This window comes from Megamonas sp. (genome assembly GCF_986095205.1).
Genome location: NZ_CFQVBI010000055.1, coordinates 1 through 20,782, shown reverse-complemented (window position 1 = coordinate 20,782; position 20,782 = coordinate 1). Strand labels below are relative to the sequence as shown.

Sequence of the window (20,782 nt, the reverse complement as noted above, 5' to 3'; positions counted from 1 at the left end):
TAATAGAGAGGAAGTTTTCTTATGTCAACAGTTGTTGTAACTGGTACCCAATGGGGTGATGAAGGTAAAGGTAAAATCGTAGACTATTTAGCAGAAAAAGCTGATATAGTTGTACGTTATCAAGGTGGTAGTAATGCAGGTCATACTGTTACAGTAGACGGCAAAGAATTTAAACAAAGACTCATGCCATCTGGTATGCTCTATGATAATAAAATTTGTGTGATTGCAAATGGTGTAGCTTTTGACCCTGAAGTAATCCTTCAAGAAATGGAAGCTCTAAAAAAAGATGGTTACTCTGTTGACGGATTACGTATCTCTAATCGTGCTCACGTTGTAATGCCTTACCATCGTCTTATGGACGGTCTTGAAGAAGAAAACAAAGGCGAATTAAAAATCGGTACTACTAAACGTGGTATTGGCCCATGCTATATGGACCGCGATAACCGTATTGGTATCCGCGTTTGTGATTTAATTGATGAAGAAACATTCAGCGAAAAATTAAAAACAGCTCTTGAAACTAAAAATCGTGAGCTTGTAAAACTCTATGGTAAAGAACCATTAAACTATGAAGATATTCGCACTGAATATCTCGGTTACGCTGAAAAACTCAGAAAACATGTAATTGATACTTCCGCATTCTTAAATAGAGAAATCAATGCTGGTAAAAAAGTAATGTTTGAAGGTGCTCAAGCTACTATGCTTGATATCGACCATGGTACTTATCCATATGTTACCGCTTCTCATCCAACAGCTGGTGGCGTAAGCTCCGGTGCTGGTGTAGGCCCTAACAAAATCGATAAAGTAGTAGGTATCGTAAAAGCATATTGCACTCGCGTTGGTGAAGGTCCTTTCCCAACTGAACAGCTCAACGAAATCGGCGATAAAATCCGTGATTGCGGTCATGAATATGGTACAGTTACAGGTCGTCCTCGTCGTACTGGCTGGCTTGATGCTTGCGTAGTTCGCTATGCAGGTTACCTCAGTGGTATTGATTATATGGCAGTTACTCGCCTTGATATCCTCGATACTTTCGATGAAATCAAAATGTGTGTAGCTTATAAATACAATGGTGAAATCTTAGATGAAATGCCTGCAAGCTTAAAAGTTCTTGCAAATGTAGAACCAGTTTATGAAACATTCGCTGGTTGGAAAACAGACATTTCTGGCATCAGAAAATATGAAGATTTACCAGAAAATGCACGTAAATATTTAGAAAGAATGGTGCAGGTTACAGGTATTGGTCTTGGATTTGTTTCCGTAGGTCCAAACCGTGACCAGACAATCATTCTTCATGATGTATTTTAATTAATGATACAACAAAAGCCTAGAGATTAAGTTCTCTAGGCTTTTTTATATTATTAATTAAAATTTTATAGATTACCTTTTAAGCCAATAGCTTCTGCTTCAGTCTTCATGCCTTCAATAGTTTCCTTGATGACTTCATCTAAGCTCATACCTAACATTTCACAGCCATCTTTTATAATCTGACGATTTACACCAGAGGCAAATGATTTATCTTTAAATTTCTTTTTAACTGATTTTACTTCTAAATCTAATACACTTTTTGAAGGTCGCATCAAGCAAAGCGCATTGATAAGTCCAGTTAATTCATCTATAGTAAATAACACTTTTTCCATGATATGTTCCGGTTTCACATCAGAACATATGCCATAACCATGACTACATACTGCATGAATATAAAAATCATCAATTCCTTCTTCTTGCATGATTTCTACAACTTTATGACAATGTTCTTCAGGAAATTGTTCATAATCTAAATCATGAAGTAAACCCACTACTCCCCATTTTTCTACATCTTCATTATTTAGTTTTGCAAAATGCTTCATTACAGCTTCTACTGCCAATGCATGTTTTTGTAAGCTAGGAGTTTTTGTATATCTTGTCAATAATTCCCAAGCTTCTTGTCTTGTCAACATTTTACCCATAATCAAAATCAGCCCTTCTCTTTATTATGTATAAAATTAATAAGAATTTTAATTTTAGTTTACCACTATTTTCTAAAAAAATAAAAAAGTTTATCTAAATGATTATACTTTATTTCCTTTTGATTTTAACTTTTCCATTTTATATTGCTGTCTTAATTGCCCAAATCTCTTCACTCTAAATTTCAAAAGCATATTCATAAAGAATTTTACTAATAACCCTGTAGCAAAAGCTGAAACAAGTGTTCCTTCTCGTATTCCTTCAATAGTGCCAAAATAATATAATGATAATCCACCAGCTATAGCAACGAGTGACCAATCAAAAATAACCTTTATCTTGCCAAAGTCTAATTTCCAATGAGTAGCAATCGCATTTACTAAACCTTCACCAGGAAGCATAACCACACGTCCTAATAATTGGCATGTAACACCTATTCCCATACAAATACAACCGATTAACAATACTAAAATATGTTGATAATAAGCTTGAAGATGGAGCCAACTAAATATATACATAAATAAATCAATAAACGCACAGAAAATAAAAGTCATTGGCACTTGTAAAATCTGTACCCATTCAAATTTATTGCGTAAAATAATAGGTTGTAAAATAAACATCAATGAACTAACTGCAAAATTAAATTGACCAACTGTAAATGGCAATGCCAAGCTCAATACATATGGTACACTAGAAATTGGAGAAGTCCCTAACGCTGATTTGATGATTAAAACAATTCCTAAAGACATAAATGTAAGTCCAATTAAAAAAATACCATATCTTTTTATCATGTAAATTTTCCTTTCTTGTATTATATTATTACTTAACTATTTAATTATTTTAAAACTAAACAAAAAATTTTTCAATAGTTTATAATAATTAAAATCTATATATTTATAGTTTAAATTTATTAACTATATTATTATTTAATCATATAAGTTTAATAATAATTTTCTTATTAAATTGAAGATAGATAAAAAAATATAAAAAAACAGCACTATTAAAATTTAGTGCTGCTTTCTTATTTCTAACTTAAATTTTAACTAATTCATATTCACAAGTGCCAAGTCCAATTTTTTCAGCATGTTCAAGACATACATGCCAATTTGTATTTGGATGAGTATTATGGAAATGGTCATGTCTTGCTGCTTCAATACTATCTTTTAAGATATTATCAGCTAGTTCAGAGCCAGCGATTACTGGTGCTTCATTTACAATATCTGCACTAGCTTGGTCAACTGCTACTGGGTCAAAAGAAGCTACCATACCAAGATTTGGTACAATTGGCATATCATTTTCACCATGGCAATCACAGTTTGGAGAAACATCTGTAATGATATTGATATGGAAATGTGGTCTACCATTTAAAATAGCATAAGCATATTCTGCCATACGTCTATTTAATAAATCTTCAGCATTCCAATTTGTAGGTTTAATAGCATCAAAATGACAAGCACCGATACAACGACCGCAACCTAAACATTTATCTGGGTCAATATAACATTTTCTATCTGTGATAATTGGTGCACCATGAGCACAAATTCTACTACAAGCGCCACAGCCTACACATTTATCTGTATCTACGCTTGGTTTTCCATCACAATGCATTTCCATTTTACCAGCACGAGAGCCACCGCCCATGCCAATATTTTTAATTGCTCCACCAAAACCAGTCATTTCGTGACCTTTAAAATGAGATAAATCAATAATGATATCTGCATCCATTAAAGCTTGACCGACTTTAGCTTCTTTTACATATTCACCATTTGGTACTGGAACATAAGCTTCATCTGTACCTTTTAAACCATCTGCAATAATTACCTGACAACCTGTAGTGAATGGATTATATCCGTTTTCATAAGCTGCGTCCATATGTTCTATAGCGTTTTTTCTACGACCTACATATAAAGTATTGCAATCTGTTAAAAACGGTTTACCACCGCGAGCTTTTACTACATCAGCTACAACTTTAGCATAATTTGGACGAAGATATGCTAGATTTCCTGGTTCACCAAAATGAATTTTAATGGCTACAAATTTATTTTTAAAATCAATTTTATCAATACCAGCTTTAACCATTAAACGTTCAAGTTTTTGTAATAGATTTTCTTTACCTGGATATGCGCGCATATCAGTAAAATAAACTTTAGCTTTTTCCATGACTACCTCTCCTATGTATATTATTTATACCATATAATACCATAATATAAATATAGTTTTCTACATACATAGTCATTTTACAACTTAAAGTACACTTCAAGTCAATAAAAAATCCCTAGCTTTCGCTAAGGATTAATTAAAACATATTTATTTACTTACAGCAAAACGTTTGCCAAAATCTTCACAAGTATTTAAGCCATCTTCATCTGGTGTTTCATTGATGATTAAGCCATTTTCAAATAAATCAGCACCAGCTTCTTTAACTTGCTCTTCCCAAGTTGTCATCCATTCGCCACTGCCCCAACCATAAGAGCCAAATAAAGCTACGGATTTACCATTTAAAGAATTTATCATCTCATCAAAAACTGGCTGAAATTCACATTCTTCCAAAACTTCTGCACCCATAGCAGGACAGCCTAGAATAAGCCCATCATAATCATTTATTGAAGCTACATCAAAGTCACTTACAAAATATAAATCGCAAGATACTCCTGCACCATCTACACCTGTTTTAATTGCATTTGCCATTGCTTCTGTATTACCAGAACCACTCCAATAAATAATCGCTATTTTATTCATCAAAAAACCTCCTAAAGTTCAACTTAAACAGCTTTTACTAAATCTTCTATTGATTGCCCTTGTGATAAACAAGCACAAAAACGGTCTGAGCATTCTGCGTATTTTGCAAATAATTTTTCAGCTCGTTTTGTATCTGAATATACTTTCCATTGACCACAGATTTTGAAATGACGTCCGCTATTTTCAATAAAACCTTTTACATCTTCTAGCGGATAGCCTAAAAATATGCCAATCTCATGAGGAAAGCCTTTTTGCAAGCTCATGCGAGTCTTTAAATAATTTAAGCATTGATTTAGATTTTTAAAATTCACATAACCATAAAAACTTAAAAACTCTTGAACTTTATTCTCTTGAATTACCTGATTTAAAGCATTTTGGCGATAAATGAAGAGTAACAACCAATTATCTGTTTCTGATATTATAAAAAATCTTATGCCTTTACATTCCATGCATTTCTTATATCGCTTTAATATCAAATGACAATTTTTTATACGTTGTTTATTAAATGAAATCAAACTACCTGGCTTTATACCTTCTAATGTTGGAGCGCCATGAAAAGCCAACATAGTTTCTACATTATCACATATTCTCATTTTTTCACCTCTTTAAATTGATAATCATTATCATAAATGTATTATATAATAATTGATAATAGTTTTCAATAATAAATTTAATCAAAATAACTACTTTTTCAAATAAAAATAGCTATAATAAAAATAAACAGTTCCTCGCTTTAAATATAATAAGCTAATAAGCCAAGAACAAATAAAACTACGGATGTGATTTTATGTATAAAAAACTATTTATCAATAAAACTTTAAAAAACAATGAATTCAAGCAAATAATTTCCCTTTTAGAACAGAAAAATATCTCCATATCATTTGTAGAAACTAAAACAGATTTTACAGATAAAGATAATGCTTTATTCATTGGTATCAATGCCCAAGATAGCGATTTAGCCCAAGAATTCAATATAGATTTTGCCCTTGCTACATGGTCTTGCCATGATTTTAAACATATTCAAGCAAAATATTATTTCCGTCAACCCTATGATATTTTAAATACATTAACTATGATTGAAAAACCATATATCAATCATAAATGGCTTACAACTGCTATGGAAATGCAATTTATCGCTCAAGCTGGTCTTGCTTATACTAAAGATGATTTTGATTATGAACGCTTCACTAGACTTAGCGAAATGGCTGCTGAAATCATGAGCGAATATGTAGATTTACCTGTAGAAAAAGTAAAAACTCTATTTTGCAATGAGACTGGCTATCAAACACCAAAATTAGATACACGTTCTGTTATCTTCAAAGATGATAAAATCCTGCTCGTCAAAGAACGTGATGGTCGTTGGTCTCTCCCTGGTGGCTGGGTAGATGTCAACCAATCCATCTGTGATAATCTCATCAAAGAAGCTAAAGAAGAAGCTGGTCTTGATGTCGTTCCTACTAGATTAATCGCAATACATGATAGAAATCGCCACAATGTGCCATTATATGCTTATGGAATAACTAAAATCTTCATGCTCTGTGAAGTCATCTCCGGCAAATTTAATCAAAATATAGAAACAAGTGATAGTGCTTATTTCACGCTAGATAATCTCCCTAATCTATCTCTAGGTAAAAATACAAAAGAACAAATTGAACTTTGTTTTGCTGCTTATAAAGATAAAAATTGGATACCAGTCATTGATTAATAAAATAATTAAAATCTATATGATTATTTTTTGATTATTTTTTGGTTAAATTGATTATGTTTATATACAAAATAAATATATTTTTATTTGTATTTTTATTTTATCTAAATGATATTAAAGTTTTAAGTTTTCTGATAAAAGCAAGATTTTATAGTTTTTAAATTCATTTTTTTATATAACAATCGCATATATATTAATAATTAAGTATCTATAATATATTGATAATATTATAAAAAACAATATATTATAGATATTTTTTTATAAAAACAGTTAAAATTATATACATAAGATACACATAAACAACTCAAAAGTTAAACATAAATTATTCAAAGGTGGTTTTTTTAATGATTAATATTGGTATTATTGGTGCTGGACGTATCGGTCGTGTTCATGGTGAAAGTATTTCTAAATTTGTTCCTAACGCAAAAGTAAAAGCAATAGCTGACCCATTTTTAAATGATAACACTATAGCGTGGGCAAACGCTCTTGGCATTACTGAAACTTATACAGATTATAAAAAAATATTGGCTGATAAAGATATTCAAGCTGTTCTCATTTGTGCTTCTACTGATATGCATTCTCCTCTTTCTATAGAAGCTATTCAAGCTGGTAAACATGTTTTCTGTGAAAAACCTATTGACCATGATGTTAATAAAATCAAAGAAGTTCTTGATGTTGTTAATGCATCTGGTCTTAAATATCAAGTTGGTTTCAATCGTCGTTTTGACCATAATTTCCGTGCAATTAAAGAAGCTGTAGCTTCTGGCAAAATTGGTAAACAACAAATTATAAAAGTAACATCTCGTGACCCAGAAGCTCCACCTATTGAATACGTTAAAGTTTCTGGTGGTATTTTCCTCGATATGACTATTCATGATTTTGATATGGTTCGTTATCTTTCCGGAAGTGAAGTTACTGAAGTATTTGCTGTAGGTTCTGTTACAGTTGATCCTGCAATTGGCGAAGCTGGTGATATTGATACTGCTGTTATCACTTTAAAACTAGCAAATGGTGCTACTGCTGTTATTGATAATTGTCGTAAAGCAGTTTATGGTTATGACCAACGTGCTGAAGTTTTTGGAACTAAAGGTGCTATTGCAATCTCCAACGACTCTAATTCTAATGCAGTATTTAGTGGCGAAGAAGGTGTTGTAGCTGAAAAACCTATGTATTTCTTCTTAGAACGTTATATGATGGCATATGCTCATGAAGTTAAATCTTTTGTTGATGCTATTGAAAATGACACTGAAACAGAAGTTAATGCTAATGATGGCTTACAACCAGTTTTAATTGGTCTTGCTGCTAAAAAATCTGTACAAGAAGGTCGTCCTGTAACTATTAAAGAAATTGCTGATGAATATAATCTATAAGTCTTTAATATAAAATAATTAGCAAGGATAAATTTATCCTTGCTAATTATATATGCTTATAGTAAACATTATTATATAGAATTTATTTTATATTTTAATTTTTAGCAATTTTCTTATTTTATTGAGAGGAGTATATTTATGAATAATGCACAGGCTTCTAGTGGAAAATTATCTTGGACAACCCGTGTAGCATATGGTTTAGGTGATACAGCTCAAAACGTCGTTTGGGGTGCAATGAGTATCCTCACTTTTTTCTATACTGACTATGCTGGTATTGATGCTAGCGTTGTTGGGTTAGTAATGCTTCTATCCAGATGTTTTGATGGTGTATCTGATGTTATCATGGGTTTTTTAGTAGAAAAAACTAATTCCAAATGGGGTAAATCTAGACCTTGGATTTTATGGACTAGCTTACCATTTGCAATCTCCATTGTATTAATTTATACAGTACCTCAAACTACATCTGCACTTCAATTTGCATATATTTTTGTAACATATAATTTATGTACTACAGTTTGTTATACAGCTTTAAATTTACCTTATGGTAGTTTATCTGCAATGATGACTCGTATCTCTAAAGAACGTGATATGCTCAGTATCTTTAGAATGGCTTTATCTCCTCTTGGTAAAATTTTAGCAGTATCTGCTACTTTACCACTTATTAAAGTATTCGGTGATAACCAGCTTGCTTGGGTAAAAGTTATGTCTATCTGGGCTGTTTTAGCTCTTTTATTGTTACTTATTTGCTTCTATAAATGTAAAGAAACTGTTGTTCTTGAAAAAACACAAAAAACTGAAAAAATTCCAGCTAGACAAGCATTACGCTTCTTAGCTCTAAATAAATATTTCTGGATTGCAATGACTATTTGGACAATGCAAAATGTTATTGCTTGTATCACTGGTATCATTTTACCTTATTATTGTAAATATATCTTTTTTGATGATTCCTTATATGGCTTACTTTATTTAGTAGAAACTATTGTTATGATCGCTGTCATTCTCTTAGTTTGTCCTACATTACTAAGAAAATATGGCAAACGCAATATGTCTTTAGTTGGTATCATTTTAGCCTTAATTGGTCATTTAATATATCTAATCAATCCAATGGATTTCAACTGGGTAGTAGCTAGTTGTGTCATTCGTGGTATTTTCTTTGCTCCACTTTGCTCCGTTATTTTTGGTTTCTTTGGTGATTGTATTGAATATAGTCAATGGAAATTCCATGTTCGCCAAGAAGGTCTTATTTTCTCTGGTGGCTCTGTAGGTACAAAAATCGGTTCTGGTGTTACTAGTGCAGCTTTAACTGGCTTATTATCTTATGCTGGATATGTTTCTTCTGCTAGTGGCCTCATCACTCAACCTCAAAGTGCTATTGATATGATTGTTAGTCTTTATATGTATGGACCAATCTTAGTATGGATTGTTCTTATAATTGTTTTATTAGCTTACAACTTAGATAAAATATATCCTCAAATTATGAAAGATTTAGCTAAACGCGAAGCTGAAGGCAAATTATAATCATTCATTTGAAAGGATTGATTTTACAATGCTAAAAGATAATACGTATATTACAATAACTAGACAATATGGTAGTGGTGGCAAAGAAGTAGCTAATATTGTAGCTAAAAAATTAGGTATTAACTGTTATGATCGTAAAATCGTACATTTAGCTGCTGAAAGATTCCATAATTCCACAGAACCTATATCAAATGAAGTTATGGAAGACTTAATTACTACTTCCTATTCAATGCCTGGTTCTTTAGGAGATTATTCTTTTGAAAGTATTCCCTTTTACAACAAAATGTTTAAAGAGCAATCTATCGCCATTTTAAAATTAGCACAAAAAGGAAGTGCTGTATTCTTAGGTAGATGTTCTGATTATATTTTAAAAGATTATCCAAATACTTTTTCCTTCTTTATCTATGCTGATGATGATTTTAGACAAAATAGAGCTAAAGATCATTATGGAAATAATACATTAGAACAATTAGATAAAGAAGACAAAAATCGTAAAAGATATTATGCTTACTATACTGGTCAAACTTGGGGAGAAGCACAAAACTATGATTTAATGATAAATGTTAGTAACATTCCTTTAGAAAAAGCTGCTGACTTAATCATTGAATACATTAAACTTCAACAAAAATAATATAAGATTTAAGAGATAAAGTTTTTACTTTATCTCTTTTTTAATTAAATGTATTATTGATATCCCAAAATATAAATATTATAATGAATTATCATTAAGATATTTTAAAGGATGAATGTAAATGGCTATTACTCTACAACAAATTGCAGATTTGGCTGGTGTTTCACGTGGAACAGTAGATAGAGCTCTTAATAATCGTGGTCGTATAAAACCCGAAGTAGAACAACGTATTAAAAAAATAGCTAAAGATGTAGGTTATAAACCTAGTAGAGCTGGTAGAGCTCTTGCTATGGCTAAAAAAAATATTAAAATTGGAGTTATTTTACAATTAGCTCAAACTCCATTTATGAAAGATGTTTTAATAGGTTTAAAAGCTGCAAAATTAGAAGCTGAAAGTTTTGGAGCTAGTGTAAAAATCCATAAAATTAATGGAGTAAATCCAACAGAGGTCATTCAAATAATGGAAAAAATGAAATCTGAAAAATTTAATGGTATCGCTCTTTCTCCATCTCAAGATAATTTGTTAATAAAGCTAATAGATAAATTTTCACAAGAATATAATATCCCTATTATTACTTTTAATTCTGATTTAGAAAATACAGCTCGTCTTTGTTTTATTGGACAAAACGCTGTAAAAAGTGGTCAAACAGCTGCTGGTTTGATGGGAGAAATCACCAACGGACAAGGTCAAATTATTATTATCTCTGGACATGAAGAAAATCCCTCTCTACAACAGCGTGCCGATGGCTTTAACAAAGAAATTTCTATTTCTTATCCTCAAATCAATAATCTTGGTATTCGATATGCTTATGATGATGATTGGGTTGCAGAAAAAATTACCGATGAAATCTTAGATAAGTATCCTAATTTAAAAGGCATATATATTACAGGATCTGGTGTTTTGGGGGTTTGTAAATCACTACAAAAAGCAAATAAAATCAAAGATATTAAAATTATTGCTAATGATTTTATTAATGATAATATTCAATTACTGTCAAATGGTACAATCAATTTTTTAATTGGACAAGATGCTTATACTCAAGGATATCAATCTATTATGTTATTATTTCATAAATTATTTGATAATAAAAATCCTGACAGTAAATTTGCTTATACTGATATTGTGATTAAAAATCGCTTCAACATCTAACAGAAAGGGAATGTATCTTTATTATTATTATCAAGATATTTCCCTTCTATTTTTATTTAATTATCACAAAATTCACAATAAAAAAAAGTTTATTTTATTTGCAAAAAATCTCTTGCGTTCACGTGAACATTATTGTATAATAAACTCAACGAAAGAAATTATAAACAACTAACAAATAATCATAAATTTATAATTGGAGGAATATATAATGTTAAATGTAGGTGTTATCGGCTGTGGCGGAATGGGTAGAGACCATATCTCCAGATTGACAAATAAAATTCAAGGTGCTCAAGTTGTTGCTGTTTGTGATGTATTTGAAGAAAGTGCAAAAAAAGCTGCTAGTATTTGTAACGCTAAAGTTTATACTGATGAAAAACTTTTAATTAATGATCCAGATGTTGATGCTGTATTCATTGTAAGTCCTGGTTTTGCTCATGTTGAAGCTCTTTTAGAAGCTATCCAAGCTGGCAAACGTATTTTCTGCGAAAAACCACTTTGCACAACAGCTGAAGATTGCCTAAAAGTTGTACAAGCTGAAGTTGCTTCTGGTAAACATTTAATTCAATTAGGCTTTATGCGTCGTTATGATGTTGGTTATGCTAAAGTAAAAGAAGCTCTCTTATCTGGTGAATATGGTGAACCATTAATGCTTCACTGCACACATAGAAACCCAGAAGTAGGTACTAATTATAATACTCCAATGGCTGTTCATGATACTGCAATTCATGAAATTGACGTATTACATTGGCTTGTTGATGATGAATATGAATCCGCACAAGTAATCATGCCAAGAGTTACTAAATATTCTCATAGCGAATTAAAAGATCCTCAAATCATGTTACTCCGTACAAAAAAAGGTGTCTGCATTGATGTAGAAGTATTTGTTAACTGCAAATTTGGTTACGATATCAATTGCGAAGTAGTTTGTGAAGATGGTGCTATCAAAATGCCTATGGCTACTGTTTATCCAACAATTCGTAAAAATGCTAGTGTATCCACAACAATTGATACTGATTGCTTCGTTCGTTTTAAAGACGCTTATGATGCTGAAGTTCAAGCTTGGGTTGATGATGCTGCTAAAGGCGAAATCAATGGTCCAAATGCTTGGGATGGCTATCTTGCTGCTATCACTGCTGACGCTCTTGTAAAAGCTCAACAAACTGGTGCTATTGAAAAAATTAACGCAGCTGTAGAAAAACCTGATTTCTACAATAAATAATTTTGCCCATTGCGTTCACGTGTACAAATTGGAGGAATATAAACATGAAAATCGGATTTAATGAAGCTACAGCTTTAGAATGTAAAGGTCAGTCTTTAATGGCAGACCTCGAAATGTGTGAAAAATACGGTTTCGATTATATTGAAATTCGTTTTGACTGCGTAAAAGACTATTTAAAAGAACATACTTTAGATGAACTCGCTACTTGGTTTAAAAATCATCATTTAAAACCTTGGGCTTACAATACTTTAATTTTCTTCAACCAAAGAGATGAAGCTGGAGAAAAAGAAATCGATGATGAAGTAGATTTCATTTTAAAAGTTTCCAAAGCCATCGGTATGAAAATGCTTATTACTGTACCATCTTTTGATGTAAAAGATAAAACTATCTCTGAAATTAAAGAAGAAGCTGTCGCTCGTCTACGTTATTTATCTGATAAAGTTGGAGAAGATATGAAAATCTCTCTTGAATTCTGTGGTGCTCCAAATTGCTCCATCAATCAATTTGGTACAGCTTATGATGTTGTAAAAGCTGTTGATCGTCCAAATGTTGGCATCACTGTAGATACATTCCATTTCCATGAAATGTGTTCTAAACTTGAAGACCTCAAAAAAGCAGATGGTAATAAAATTTTTGCTTATCATTTAAATGATTGCGAAGATTTACCACTTGGCTCTTGCGGTGATGATAAACGTTTATGGCCAGGAGAAGGTGTTGTAGATCACGAAGGTATTGCTACAGCATTAAAAGAAATTGGCTTTGATGGAGTTTGTACTATCGAAGAATTCCGTCCAGAATATTATGCTATGAGTCATGAAGAAAATATAAAAAAAGCAGCCGAAGTAACTAAAGCATTTGTAAATAAATATTTTGGTTAAAATATAACAAAAGACGGCTGTCTATAGATAAGCCGTCTTTTATACATACTAAAATTTTAGTTATTAAATTACTTAAAATATACTATATCTTTTACTTATAAATTCATGGAGGTTTTATTATGAAAATAGCATTTGATGTTGATGTGCTCGCTAAACAAATGGATATTAATACTATGGTTCACCAAGTAGCTGATTGGGGTTATAAATATATTGAACAATCCCCACATCCTCGCATTAATCCATTTTATAAACATCCACTTTTCTCTGAAGATTGTGAACGCGAATATCGAAAAGCTCTTAAAGAAACTGGTGTAGAAATTTCTTCATTTATTGTTGTATATCGTTGGTCTGGTCCTACTGAAGAAGAACGTCAATTCGCTGTACGTAATTGGAAACGCATGATTGAAATAGCTGTAGATATGGGTGTTCCTGTTATCAATACTGAATTTTCTGGAGATCCAAATCAACAAGAAATTTGCAACGGTATGTGGTTTAAATCTATGGAAGAATTGCTTCCAATTATCGAACGTGAAGGTTTACGTGTAGAAATACAGTCTCATCCTTATGATTTTTGTGAATTAAATAATGAAACTTGTGATTTAGTAAAATCATTCCGTTCTAAAAACTTAGGTGTAGTATATTCAGCAGCTCATACATTCTTCTATGACCAAGGAAAAGGTGACGTTCGTTCTATGTTAAAATACGCAGGAGACGAATTAACACATGTATTATTTGCTGATACATTTAATCAAACATTAGATTGTAGATATATAGCAAATCCACCATCTTTAAATGCAAGAGGTAGAGCAGATGTAACTATCCATCAACATTTAGCAATGGGAGAAGGCGATGTTGATTTCGATGGAATATTTGAAACACTACGCGGAATGGATTTTGCAAATAAACAATTAAAGAAAGATGCTCCAAAAGTAGGTGGAGATAATATTGCTTGCGTATCTTATTTTGGCTTCCCTGAAAAAATGAATATCCAAGCACCAGAAGCTCGTGAACGTATTGAACGTGAATTATTAGGTAAATAAACAAATAAATATAGTAGCTAGAAATAACCTAGCTACTATATTTACTAAAATTATTTTTCATTTTATTTTAAATTTTAAAATTATTTTTAATTTTTATTAAAAAAAGTGGAGGAATTATATGTCTAGTGAACAAATAAATACAAAAGCCTCAAGAACTGTAATGATTATGGCTATTACTGCTACATTTGCTTCTTTAGCTTTTGGTTATGATACAGGAGTTATAAATGGAGCACTTCCATATATGGCTGAACCTGACCAACTAAATTTAACACCTGCATTAGAAGGTCTTGTAGTAAGTGCCATTTGCATTGGCGCTGCTTTTGGTTCTGCTCTTGGAGGTCGTATTTCTGATATTTTGGGTCGTAAACCAGCACTTACTTATTTGTCAATACTATTTTTTATATCTACTCTTGGTTGTGCTCTATCCATTAATGCAACTATGATTATAATATTTAGATTTACATTAGGATTAGCTGTTGGTAGTGCTTCTACTATTGTTCCTGCATATTTAGCAGAAATTGCCACTGGTAATTTACGTGGTAGTTTAGTTGTTCTAATGGAACTAGTTATTGTATCTGGTCAATTATTAGCATATATAGTAAATGCTATTATTGCTATTACACTTGGACACGATCCTCATGTTTGGCGTTATATTTTAGCAATAGCAGCTATTCCTGCTATTCTATTATTTTTTGGTATGTTAATAAACAAAGAATCTCCTCGTTGGCTTGTTGCTAAAGGAAAAACTTCTGAAGCTTTAGATGTTCTGAGATTAACCCATGAAAGTGAAGCTAAAGCTATTGCTGAATTAAATGATATCCAAGATTTATTAGCAGAGCAGTCTATTCAACAAAATTTATCTTTTAAAGATTTTACTGAACCATGGATGAAGAAAGTTCTATTAATTGGTATTGGAGTAGCTATTTTACAGCAAACAACAGGTGTTAATACTATTATGTTCTATGGCTCTCAAATACTTACAAAATCTGGATTTTCTACTGATGTTGCACTAATTGGTAATATTGGTAATGGTATTATCTCAGTTATTGGTACCTTGTTTGGTTTTACATTAGTGAGACGATTAACTCGCCGCAAAATGCTTACTATTGGGCTTATAGGTATTCTATTTGCTAATACTTGTATTGGCACTATTTCTAATATTATGGCTGGCTCTCCAAATTTACCATATTTTGTATTATCTCTTACAATAACATTTCTCTTTTTTCAACAAACATTTGTATCTCCTGTAACTTGGGTATATATGTCTGAAATATTTCCACTTAGAATGCGTGGTACAGCTCTTGGTATTGCCGTTTTCTTTCTATGGGGATCCAACTTTTGTATTCAATTACTATTTCCAATACTTATGAATACATTTGGCTTATCTAATACTTTTTATATTTTTAGTTCTATTGGTATTTTATCTCTACTCTTTACTAAATTTATTATGCCAGAAACTAAAGGTTTATCTATAGAAGATATTGAACGTAAATTCCGTCATGATTATAAATAATAAAAATTTTTGAAAGGTGTTGTTAACATGAATACAGAAAAAATTGCATTTGATATTATCTCCTTGGCCGGAGATGCTAAAGCTGAATTACAAGCTGCATTAAAATTAGCTCATCAAGGAAAGTTTACTGAAGCACAAGCTCAAATTGATAAAGCTACACCACAATTACAAAAAGCTCATGAATTACAAACACAAGAATTACTTACACGTGAAGCCAATGGTGAAAAACTTTCTTTTAATGTTTTAATATCACATGCTCAAGATTATCTAATGACCACCTATATACTTAAAGATATGGTAATTGAAATCATTCAATTATATAGTATCATTAAAAAGTAATTCTAAAATAAGCTAAGACACAAAATATGTCTTAGCTTATTTTATTTATACCTGCCAACGCTTACGATATGAACCTGGAGTGTATCCAACTATTTTTTTAAAAACATTTTGAAAATAATTTGAATTATTATATCCTACATTTGCTGCTATTTCTGTAATACTAAGTTGTGTATTAATCAGCAAATTTTGTGCTTCTCCAATTCTTCTTCGAGTAACATATTGCATTGGAGAAAATCCTGTTTCTTCTTTAAAAATATGTGATAAATAATACTGATTGGCATTTACAGCTTCTGCAGTACTTTTTAAAGATATATTTTCATTATAATTTTTATCAATATATATTTTTACTTTTGTTGCTAATGATGGCTCTTTTATTTGTTTTACATCTCCATTTTTTTCAATAATTATACGAAACTTAACCACTAATGCTTGTACTAAAAAATTACTGAATTCTGCTACATGTATTCCATCAACATCTATACTTTTTCTTATTATATCAAACATACTCAAAATATCATCAAAATACTCATTACAATTTATTATTGGACAATAATTATCTTCAATAATTTTATTATCTCCTAATTTAAGTATTTTTAAATTAGATATACCTAAACAATATGTTCCTAAATTACTTCCATTACCACCAAATTCATCATGTACTACTCCAGAATTATAAAAAATCAAATCACCTTTCTTAGCTATATATTTATTATTATCAATTGTATAAATACCGCTACCTTCATAAACTAATAAAACTTCAACTAAGTTTTCATGTACATGCATAGCTCTAGGCATAACAGATGAAACTTCATCTACTTTACAAAAATATTCTAATTTAGGCGTACAATCTCTATTCAAAATATGTTTATATTTATGTGGCATAAAATACTGTAACATATAAATACTCCCTTCAAAATTATTAAAATTAAACTTACTAAAAATAATAAAAATTTTCATAAAAACTATAGACAAAATCACCAAAAAGATGTACTATATACTTACATAAGTTACTCATAATATATTCATAATATATTCATAATATAGATAATTTTTTTTAATCATTTAACTAATATACTCTTTATATAATCATAAATTAACTTCTTGAAACTGTCAATTTATGATATAAAATTGCCCCCTTTTTTATTATGCTATATATTTTCTAAGAGGAGAAAATTTCTCCTCTTACACTAATTCAGCATAAATTTATATATTATCACTATATAAATAAGTCTTCCTTTTATTTCTTATTTTGATAAGTATGCTTACTAAACATACTTATCTATTTTGCAAACAAGGTTATTTAAACCATAAATATAAATTATAATTTGGAGGAATTTCTCATGACAAATATTAAATTAGGTATCTGCCCAATTGGTTGGACAAACGATGATATGCCAGATCTCGGCAAAGAAAACACATTTCAACAATGTGTAAGCGAAATGGCTTTAGCTGGTTTCACTGGCTGTGAAATGGGCGGTAAATTCCCAAAAGATGTAGATGTATTAAAAAAAGCCCTTGCTCTACGTGGTCTTTCTGTTGCCAGTGCATGGTTTAGTTCTTTTTTAACAACAAAACCTTATGAAGAAACTGCTGAAGCATTTAAAGCTCACCGTGATTTTTTACATGCTATGGGAGCAAAAGTAGTTGTAGTATCCGAACAAGGTAATAGTATTCAAGGTCAACTTTCTACACCTTTATTCGCTAACAAACCTCATAATACTGATGAAGAATGGAAACTAGTTGCTGAAGGACTTAACAAATTAGGGGCTTTAGCTGCTGAAAAAGATATGAAACTTGTTTATCATCACCACATGGGAACTGGTGTACAAACTGAAGCAGAAATTGATAAACTCATGGAAATAACAGATCCTAATCTTGTATTCCTTTTATATGATACTGGTCATCTTGTATGTTCTGGTGAAGATTATATCGGTATTCTCAAAAAATATATTAACCGTATCAAACATGTTCATTTAAAAGATGTTCGTAAAGAACTTGTTGAAAAAGTAAAAAACGAAAATATGAGTTTCTTAGATGGTGTAAGAATGGGCATGTTCACTGTTCCTGGTGATGGTTGCATTGATTTCAAACCTGTTTATGATATTTTAAAAGAAAATAATTACGAAGGTTGGACAATGGTTGAAGCAGAACAAGACCCTGCAATTGCTAACCCTCTTGAATATGCTCAAAAAGCTAGAAAATATATCCACGAAGTTTCTGGTTTATAATTTAAAGCATCATAAAAGCCTTCCTTATTCAGGAAGGCTTTTATTTATACTTGGAGGTATTATTTATGGATTTAGCTATTATTTTTATTAGTTTATTATTATTAATGTTTTTTGCCTATCGAGGTTTTTCATTAATCTTTATTGCTCCAATATTTGCTGTTTTAGCAGCTATTACTAGTGACTATACTTCCATGCCTGTGTATAGTGAATTGTATATGACTAAAGCTGCTGAATATATTAAAAGTTATTATCCTGTATTTTTACTTGGTGCTGTCTTTGCCAAAATCATGGAAGAAGGCGGTCTAGCTGCTTCAGTTGCTGCTAAAATTGTATCTGTTCTAGGAAAAGAACGTGCCATCCTTGCTGTATTACTTGGTTGCGGTGTTCTCACTTATGGTGGATTAAGTGTGTTTGTAGTAGCTTTTGTTATGTATCCATTTGCTGCTATACTTTTTAAACAAGCTGATATTCCTAAACGTCTTTTACCAGCAATTTTGTGGATGGGTATTTTTACTTATAGTATGGTATCTTTACCAGGTACACCTCAAATACAAAATATTATCCCAGCTGCTGTATTTGGTACAACTACTTGGGCAGGTATAGGTCAAGGGCTACTCGCTTCTATTCTATTTTTTATTATAGCTTATGTTTGGATTTCTTACCGTAGTAAATCGCTTAAAGCTAAAGGTGAAGGTTATGGAAAACATACTTTAAATGAACCTGAAAACAATAATGATGAACTACCTGATTGGCGATTATCCTCTATTCCTCTTTTAATGGTTATTATTATTAATCTATATGTTAGCAATCCATTTAACTGGTCTTGGGCTTTTCATTGGGATCAAAATAGTTTATTAGCATTTGCACCTTTAAAGCTCTCTTTGATTGCTTCAAGTGTTGCTAAAGTTCAAGCTATATGGTCTATCAATGTTGCTTTATTAATCAGTAGCATTGTCGCTGCTTATATTGGTCGTAAAAAATTACGCCGTTTAGGAGGCGTTATTCATCCAATAAATACAGGTGCTATTGGCTCTACCTCTGCTGTTTTAAATGTAGCTTCTGGTTATGCTTTTGGTTGTGTTATCGCTGCACTTCCTGCTTTTGCTATGATAAAATCTGCCCTTTTAGGACTTTCTTTTGGTGATGGTCCTTTGTTCTCCTCTATTATTACTACTAATATCATGGTTGGTATTACAGGTTCCTCTTCTGCTGGTTTAATGATTACAGTAGGAACATTTGGTCAAGAATGGCTAACTTGGGCACAGCAAATTGGTATGTCCCCAGAAGTTTTACATCGTATTATCTGCATTGCTTCTGAGGGATTTGATACTGTACCTCATGCTGGGGCACTTGTAACTCTAATGGCAGTTTGTGGTCTCACTCATAAAGAATCTTATTATGATATTTTTGTACTTACATTATTAAAATTCTCAGTAGCTTTCATATGTTTAATCGCTTATATGTTATTTGGTTTAGTATGATTAAGTACTAAGGTATATATTCCATGTTAAAACAAACATATTTATTATTATCGCTTGCCACTATCTTTTGGGGCATCCAACCATTATGTATTAAAATTCTTATACAAAATTGGACGCCCCCTGCTTTAACTACTTTTAGATATTTATTAATAAGTACGATTTTATTCATAATTATCTATTTAAGAAAAGAACAAAAATTTATCCCACCTAAACATTGTATCGTTCCTCTAATCCTCATGGGACTGACAGGTATAGGCATCAATAATGTAGCTCAGTTTACAGGGCTTCACTATTCTAGTATCACTAATTGTACATTAATCGCCGCTACAGGTCCTGCTATTACAGCATTAATTGCCACGATATTCATTCATGAACGATTAAATTTCATCCAATGGATTGGTATTTTTATTTCTTTTATTGGTGTCATTTTCTTAATTACAAAAGGCTCTATAGATGTATTATTAAATTTTAATTTTAATCCTGGCGATACATTATTTTTTATTTGTCAAATCGTTTGGGCATTATATTCCATTTTAGGCCTAAAAATCATGAATTATTTATCCGCTATTGCTGTAACAGCTTGGTCGGGATTAATCGGTGCTATTGAAGTAGCAATCTATGCTTATTTCTCTGAACAGTTATATTACACACTCCTAGATAGTTTAGGATATATGTCCTTTGCTTTTGTTGTAATATGTGGCGGTGTTGGCTCGATGTTATTTTGGAACATCGGTGTAAAAAATGCTGGTCCTAGTATAGCAGCTATTTTTTCTAACTTAACTCCTATTTTTGGCATGATCTGTGGTGCTATTTTTCTTAAAGAAGATATTGGTTATATTCAATTATCTGGCGCCTTATTTATTTTTTTAGGAGTATATATAACAACTCATAGTCAAAAAATCATCAAATGTTTCACGTGAAACAATAAAAGCCTTAAGAAAAATTCTGATATGCACCCAAAATATTGGACATATTAATTAAGCTACTAATTGAGACTTAGTTCTGTATTCTACGGGACTAAGTCCTTTTA

20 protein-coding genes are annotated in these 20,782 nt (G+C 31.3%); 14 read left to right on the top strand and 6 right to left on the bottom strand.

All coding sequences use genetic code 11. The annotated features are described in order from the left end of the window. The first annotated feature begins 21 nt into the window (after positions 1–21). Positions 22–1,305, top strand: coding sequence for an adenylosuccinate synthase (locus tag AC5LAX_RS07890; protein ID WP_118035722.1), 1,284 nt, complete (start codon positions 22–24; stop codon positions 1,303–1,305). 65 nt (positions 1,306–1,370) lie between these two features. Here AC5LAX_RS07890 and AC5LAX_RS07885 read toward each other — a convergent pair whose 3' ends face one another. The 5 genes from AC5LAX_RS07885 to AC5LAX_RS07865 all read right to left on the bottom strand — a co-directional run bounded on the left by AC5LAX_RS07885 (position 1,371) and on the right by AC5LAX_RS07865 (position 5,273). Continuing rightward, positions 1,371–1,946: an HD domain-containing protein gene (locus AC5LAX_RS07885; RefSeq protein ID WP_288909270.1), complete on the bottom strand. Its 576-nt coding sequence runs from the start codon at positions 1,944–1,946 to the stop codon at positions 1,371–1,373. 102 nt (positions 1,947–2,048) lie between these two features. Then, a complete protein-coding gene (locus tag AC5LAX_RS07880) occupies positions 2,049–2,732 on the bottom strand; it encodes a YczE/YyaS/YitT family protein (RefSeq protein WP_018999274.1) in 684 nt (227 codons plus the stop codon). 241 nt (positions 2,733–2,973) lie between these two features. Continuing rightward, positions 2,974–4,101 (bottom strand): DUF362 domain-containing protein, encoded by a 1,128-nt coding sequence (locus AC5LAX_RS07875; RefSeq protein WP_018999275.1) that lies wholly within the window; start codon positions 4,099–4,101, stop codon positions 2,974–2,976. Positions 4,102–4,248: 147 nt separating this feature from the next. Then, the gene (locus AC5LAX_RS07870) at positions 4,249–4,680 is read right to left on the bottom strand and encodes a flavodoxin (RefSeq protein WP_115150793.1); all 432 of its coding nucleotides are present in this window, start codon (positions 4,678–4,680) and stop codon (positions 4,249–4,251) included. 23 nt (positions 4,681–4,703) lie between these two features. Continuing rightward, on the bottom strand, positions 4,704–5,273 hold the full coding sequence (locus AC5LAX_RS07865) for a DUF3793 family protein (RefSeq protein WP_115150792.1): 570 nt from the start codon (positions 5,271–5,273) through the stop codon (positions 4,704–4,706). Positions 5,274–5,467: 194 nt separating this feature from the next. Between AC5LAX_RS07865 and AC5LAX_RS07860 the strand changes: the two genes are divergently transcribed. The 10 genes from AC5LAX_RS07860 (at position 5,468) to AC5LAX_RS07815 (ending at position 16,043) form a co-directional block, all read left to right on the top strand. Next, complete coding sequence (locus AC5LAX_RS07860; protein ID WP_115150791.1) at positions 5,468–6,385, top strand: NUDIX hydrolase N-terminal domain-containing protein; 918 nt, start codon at positions 5,468–5,470, stop codon at positions 6,383–6,385. Between the two features lie 344 nt (positions 6,386–6,729). Further along, positions 6,730–7,755 carry an inositol 2-dehydrogenase gene (gene iolG / locus AC5LAX_RS07855; protein ID WP_008539168.1) on the top strand — a complete coding sequence of 342 codons (1,026 nt, stop codon included), beginning with the start codon at positions 6,730–6,732 and terminating at the stop codon, positions 7,753–7,755. A 138-nt stretch (positions 7,756–7,893) separates the two neighbouring features. Continuing rightward, a complete protein-coding gene (locus AC5LAX_RS07850; RefSeq protein WP_018999279.1) occupies positions 7,894–9,273 on the top strand; it encodes an MFS transporter in 1,380 nt (459 codons plus the stop codon). Between the two features lie 28 nt (positions 9,274–9,301). Further along, entirely contained in the window at positions 9,302–9,904 is a 603-nt protein-coding gene (locus AC5LAX_RS07845; protein ID WP_075555014.1) for a cytidylate kinase-like family protein, read from the top strand. Positions 9,905–10,025: 121 nt separating this feature from the next. After that, entirely contained in the window at positions 10,026–11,054 is a 1,029-nt protein-coding gene (locus AC5LAX_RS07840) for a LacI family DNA-binding transcriptional regulator (protein WP_118035720.1), read from the top strand. 208 nt (positions 11,055–11,262) lie between these two features. Then, on the top strand, positions 11,263–12,273 hold the full coding sequence (locus tag AC5LAX_RS07835) for a Gfo/Idh/MocA family protein (RefSeq protein WP_008539174.1): 1,011 nt from the start codon (positions 11,263–11,265) through the stop codon (positions 12,271–12,273). 44 nt (positions 12,274–12,317) lie between these two features. After that, a complete protein-coding gene (locus tag AC5LAX_RS07830; RefSeq protein WP_008539175.1) occupies positions 12,318–13,151 on the top strand; it encodes a sugar phosphate isomerase/epimerase family protein in 834 nt (277 codons plus the stop codon). A 119-nt stretch (positions 13,152–13,270) separates the two neighbouring features. Continuing rightward, complete coding sequence (locus AC5LAX_RS07825; RefSeq protein WP_018999283.1) at positions 13,271–14,191, top strand: sugar phosphate isomerase/epimerase family protein; 921 nt, start codon at positions 13,271–13,273, stop codon at positions 14,189–14,191. Positions 14,192–14,309: 118 nt separating this feature from the next. Continuing rightward, complete coding sequence (locus AC5LAX_RS07820; protein WP_288909267.1) at positions 14,310–15,704, top strand: sugar porter family MFS transporter; 1,395 nt, start codon at positions 14,310–14,312, stop codon at positions 15,702–15,704. A 27-nt stretch (positions 15,705–15,731) separates the two neighbouring features. After that, complete coding sequence (locus AC5LAX_RS07815) at positions 15,732–16,043, top strand: PTS sugar transporter subunit IIA (protein ID WP_008540263.1); 312 nt, start codon at positions 15,732–15,734, stop codon at positions 16,041–16,043. A 45-nt stretch (positions 16,044–16,088) separates the two neighbouring features. Here AC5LAX_RS07815 and AC5LAX_RS07810 read toward each other — a convergent pair whose 3' ends face one another. Beyond that, positions 16,089–16,940: an AraC family transcriptional regulator gene (locus tag AC5LAX_RS07810; RefSeq protein ID WP_018999285.1), complete on the bottom strand. Its 852-nt coding sequence runs from the start codon at positions 16,938–16,940 to the stop codon at positions 16,089–16,091. A gap of 443 nt (positions 16,941–17,383) precedes the next feature. Between AC5LAX_RS07810 and iolE the strand changes: the two genes are divergently transcribed. From iolE to AC5LAX_RS07795, 3 genes are all read left to right on the top strand, one after another. After that, positions 17,384–18,271: a myo-inosose-2 dehydratase gene (gene iolE / locus AC5LAX_RS07805; RefSeq protein ID WP_115150786.1), complete on the top strand. Its 888-nt coding sequence runs from the start codon at positions 17,384–17,386 to the stop codon at positions 18,269–18,271. A gap of 65 nt (positions 18,272–18,336) precedes the next feature. Further along, entirely contained in the window at positions 18,337–19,752 is a 1,416-nt protein-coding gene (locus tag AC5LAX_RS07800; protein WP_117976173.1) for a GntP family permease, read from the top strand. A 23-nt stretch (positions 19,753–19,775) separates the two neighbouring features. Beyond that, positions 19,776–20,672 carry a DMT family transporter gene (locus AC5LAX_RS07795; protein ID WP_288909269.1) on the top strand — a complete coding sequence of 299 codons (897 nt, stop codon included), beginning with the start codon at positions 19,776–19,778 and terminating at the stop codon, positions 20,670–20,672. Positions 20,673–20,782 lie beyond the last annotated feature (110 nt).

Bases quoted from the DNA above. Each gene is read 5' to 3' on its own strand.
- AC5LAX_RS07875 (WP_018999275.1), bottom strand. From the start codon at position 4,101: ATGGAAAAAGCTAAAGTTTATTTTACTGATATGCGCGCATATCCAGGT.
- iolG (WP_008539168.1), top strand. From the start codon at position 6,730: ATGATTAATATTGGTATTATTGGTGCTGGACGTATCGGTCGTGTTCAT.
- AC5LAX_RS07840 (WP_118035720.1), top strand. From the start codon at position 10,026: ATGGCTATTACTCTACAACAAATTGCAGATTTGGCTGGTGTTTCACGT.
- iolE (WP_115150786.1), top strand. From the start codon at position 17,384: ATGACAAATATTAAATTAGGTATCTGCCCAATTGGTTGGACAAACGAT.
- AC5LAX_RS07880 (WP_018999274.1), bottom strand. From the start codon at position 2,732: ATGATAAAAAGATATGGTATTTTTTTAATTGGACTTACATTTATGTCT.
- AC5LAX_RS07815 (WP_008540263.1), top strand. From the start codon at position 15,732: ATGAATACAGAAAAAATTGCATTTGATATTATCTCCTTGGCCGGAGAT.
- AC5LAX_RS07820 (WP_288909267.1), top strand. From the start codon at position 14,310: ATGTCTAGTGAACAAATAAATACAAAAGCCTCAAGAACTGTAATGATT.
- AC5LAX_RS07870 (WP_115150793.1), bottom strand. From the start codon at position 4,680: ATGAATAAAATAGCGATTATTTATTGGAGTGGTTCTGGTAATACAGAA.
- AC5LAX_RS07810 (WP_018999285.1), bottom strand. From the start codon at position 16,940: ATGTTACAGTATTTTATGCCACATAAATATAAACATATTTTGAATAGA.
- AC5LAX_RS07825 (WP_018999283.1), top strand. From the start codon at position 13,271: ATGAAAATAGCATTTGATGTTGATGTGCTCGCTAAACAAATGGATATT.
- AC5LAX_RS07860 (WP_115150791.1), top strand. From the start codon at position 5,468: ATGTATAAAAAACTATTTATCAATAAAACTTTAAAAAACAATGAATTC.
- AC5LAX_RS07835 (WP_008539174.1), top strand. From the start codon at position 11,263: ATGTTAAATGTAGGTGTTATCGGCTGTGGCGGAATGGGTAGAGACCAT.
- AC5LAX_RS07885 (WP_288909270.1), bottom strand. From the start codon at position 1,946: ATGGGTAAAATGTTGACAAGACAAGAAGCTTGGGAATTATTGACAAGA.
- AC5LAX_RS07865 (WP_115150792.1), bottom strand. From the start codon at position 5,273: ATGAGAATATGTGATAATGTAGAAACTATGTTGGCTTTTCATGGCGCT.
- AC5LAX_RS07795 (WP_288909269.1), top strand. From the start codon at position 19,776: ATGTTAAAACAAACATATTTATTATTATCGCTTGCCACTATCTTTTGG.
- AC5LAX_RS07845 (WP_075555014.1), top strand. From the start codon at position 9,302: ATGCTAAAAGATAATACGTATATTACAATAACTAGACAATATGGTAGT.
- AC5LAX_RS07850 (WP_018999279.1), top strand. From the start codon at position 7,894: ATGAATAATGCACAGGCTTCTAGTGGAAAATTATCTTGGACAACCCGT.
- AC5LAX_RS07800 (WP_117976173.1), top strand. From the start codon at position 18,337: ATGGATTTAGCTATTATTTTTATTAGTTTATTATTATTAATGTTTTTT.
- AC5LAX_RS07830 (WP_008539175.1), top strand. From the start codon at position 12,318: ATGAAAATCGGATTTAATGAAGCTACAGCTTTAGAATGTAAAGGTCAG.
- AC5LAX_RS07890 (WP_118035722.1), top strand. From the start codon at position 22: ATGTCAACAGTTGTTGTAACTGGTACCCAATGGGGTGATGAAGGTAAA.